The sequence below is a fragment of the Streptomyces sp. NPDC001714 genome (genome assembly GCF_042892755.1).
In the GTDB taxonomy this organism is placed as follows: domain Bacteria; phylum Actinomycetota; class Actinomycetes; order Streptomycetales; family Streptomycetaceae; genus Streptomyces.
Genome location: NZ_JBIAUL010000070.1, coordinates 1 through 2471, shown reverse-complemented (window position 1 = coordinate 2471; position 2471 = coordinate 1). Strand labels below are relative to the sequence as shown.

The following is a 2471-nucleotide window of genomic DNA, read 5'->3' as shown; positions in this document are numbered from 1 at the left end:
CTTAGTGGTCCCCTCCGGAAATCCTTCGGGGGTTGACTCTGGAGCCGATCGTGGGCATGTCTGCCGTCAGGTGTTGAGGGTGGTGAGGTGGAATCGGTAGCGCATGACGAGGTTCAGGACAGCGTCGCGCGGGCCTCACCGATCCACGTGAGGTCCGCCTCGGCGCGGTTGATCGCGAACCGTGCGGTCAGGCTGCGGCCGGCGTGGTCCGTGTACTCGTCGAGGAGTTCCTGGCACAGCACGAGAGTGTTGCGCAGTTCCGCCTCCCACTGATCGAGCTGTCCGAGCAGGTGCTCGGTGCTGGTGTGCTGGGCGAAATGCAGCTGGATCTGCAACGGTTGACGGGCGCGTTCGGAGACCGTGTTGAAGCCGTCCAGCCACCCTCGGAAGGCGTGCAGGCCGGCGTCGGTTGCGGTGTAGACCCGCTTGTCCGGCACCGCCTCCTGGACGACGTGCTGCACCGTGGCATGCCCGCGATCCACCAGTTTGGGAAGCTCGGCATAGATGTGCGACCGAGTGATCGGCCAGAAGTAGGCCACTGCCCTGGACGCCCGCGCGCCGAGCTCGTAGCCCGAGGCGGGACCGTCCAGCAGTAGGCCCAGTACGAGATAACCACCGACTGACATGGGCACCACCCTAGTCCGGTCTTGACTATCTGCCCAGTAACGGCCTACCGTCCAGGTGTATTCAAGTCTGGACTAGTCAGGAGTGGACGTGGAACGACAGCAGGCGATCGCCGACTACGCGGCGGCGTGGAGCGGGGACGATGCCGAGACCATCGCGGCGGCCTTCGCCCGATGCTGGACCAAGGACAGCACCTACACCGACACGATGACCGACACCGTCATGGGCATCGAGAGCATGGTCCGGCTCGTCCTCGGCACGGCCGAACGGTATCCCGGCTTCACCCTCCGCCCCACCAGCGGCCTGGACACCCACCACGGCGTCGGCAGGTTCAGCTGGCTGATGACCGCGCCCGACCCCATCGTCGCCGCAGGTGTGGACCACGGCCGGGAGCTTCCCGGACTCGACTTCGTCGAGTTCACCCCGGACAACCGGATCGCCCGGATCGTGGGCTTCTTCGGCTGAGCGAGCGGGATCAGCCCCAGCCGACGGCCCAGGCCGTCTATTGCGCTCCAGGCGGTCATGGTGCCGTAGGTCGGCGGGCTGGGCGAGGATCGACCACATCGACTCCAGCACGGGCGCGTGGCCGACGATGGAGCGGTTGTTGCCGGGCGTCCCGGACACGGCGTATTGGCCTACCCCACTTGCCTGTTGCCCCGGCTATCGAGATAGCCCTGAGCACCACCGAGCGTGCGCAGTTGAAGAAGATGGCCAACGGCCACAGGACCGAGCACCGGCTGCGGGTGCGAGCTCAGGTGGTCCTGCACGCGGCGCGCGGGCGTTCCAACGCGCGTATCGCCCGGGAGACCGGCCTGCACCTGGACACGGTCCGGACCTGGCGGGGCCGGTTCGCCGAGCGGGGCCTGCCCGGGCTGTCCGACCGCAAACGGTCCGGTCGGCCGCCGTCGTTCACTGCGCTCCAGGTCGCCGAGGTCAAGGCCCTGGCCTGCCAGTTGCCCGCCGAGACCGTTACGCCGTTATCGCGCTGGTCGTGTCCGGAACTGGCCCGCGAGGTGGTTGCCAGGGGCATCGCCGGGTCCATCTCCACCTCCACCGTGCGGCGCTGGGTCAAGCAGGACGCGCTCAAGCCCTGGCAGTACCAGTCCTGGATCTTCGTCCGCGACCCGGACTTCCGCGCCAAGGCCGCCCGCGTGATGGACCTGTACGCCCGCACCTGCCAGGGCGAACCGCTCGGCGAGGACGAGTACGTGGTCTCCGCGGACGAGAAGACATCGATCCAGGCCCGCTGCCGCTGCCACCCGACCCTGGCACCCGGGCAGAACCGGGCGATGCGCGTCAACCACGACTACGAGCGCGGCGGCGCCCTGGCCTACCTGGCGGCCTACGACGTCCATCAAGCCCGCGTCTTCGGCCGCTGCGAGCCAACCACCGGGATCGTGCCGTTCATGAACCTGGTCGAGCAGGTCATGACGCAGGAGCCCTACGCCAGCGCAAAACGCGTCTTCTGGATCGTCGACAACGGCTCCTCCCACCGAGGAAAGAAGGCAATCGACCGCCTGACCAGCAGGTTTCCGAATGCAGTCATGGTCCACACCCCCGTCCACGCCTCATGGACGAACCAGATCGAGATCTTCTTCTCGATCGTCCAGCGCAAGGTTGTCTCGCCCAACGACTTCACAGACCTCAACGAGGTCCGGGACCGGCTCCGAGCATTCGAAGACCGCTACAACGCCACGGCACAGCCATTCCAGTGGAGGTTCACCACCTCCGACCTGGACGATCTGCTGGCCCGGCTCGACCGAAACACCGCCGTCCGACATGAAGAATCCTCGATCCCACAGGCCATGTGATCAACCCCCGAAGGACTTCGAGCGTCGACCACTTAG

Annotated in this window: 3 protein-coding genes; 2 read left to right on the top strand and 1 reads right to left on the bottom strand. The window is 66.8% G+C overall.

Annotated elements, in window-relative coordinates:
* Positions 1-113: 113 nt before the first annotated feature.
* A complete protein-coding gene (locus ACFY0P_RS52100; RefSeq protein ID WP_328435690.1) occupies positions 114-626 on the bottom strand; it encodes a PadR family transcriptional regulator in 513 nt (170 codons plus the stop codon).
* A gap of 88 nt (positions 627-714) precedes the next feature.
* Between ACFY0P_RS52100 and ACFY0P_RS52095 the strand changes: the two genes are divergently transcribed.
* Positions 715-1089, top strand: a complete 375-nt coding sequence (locus ACFY0P_RS52095) for a hypothetical protein (protein WP_328435689.1) — start codon at positions 715-717, stop codon at positions 1087-1089.
* 179 nt (positions 1090-1268) lie between these two features.
* Positions 1269-2435, top strand: a complete 1167-nt coding sequence (locus ACFY0P_RS52090) for an IS630 family transposase (protein WP_388929524.1) — start codon at positions 1269-1271, stop codon at positions 2433-2435.
* The last annotated feature ends 36 nt before the right edge of the window (positions 2436-2471 follow it).

What these genes read in the sequence shown, in the direction of transcription:
- ACFY0P_RS52100 (WP_328435690.1), bottom strand. Translation starts at nt 626, where the DNA reads ATGTCAGTCGGTGGTTATCTCGTACTGGGCCTACTGCTGGACGGTCCC.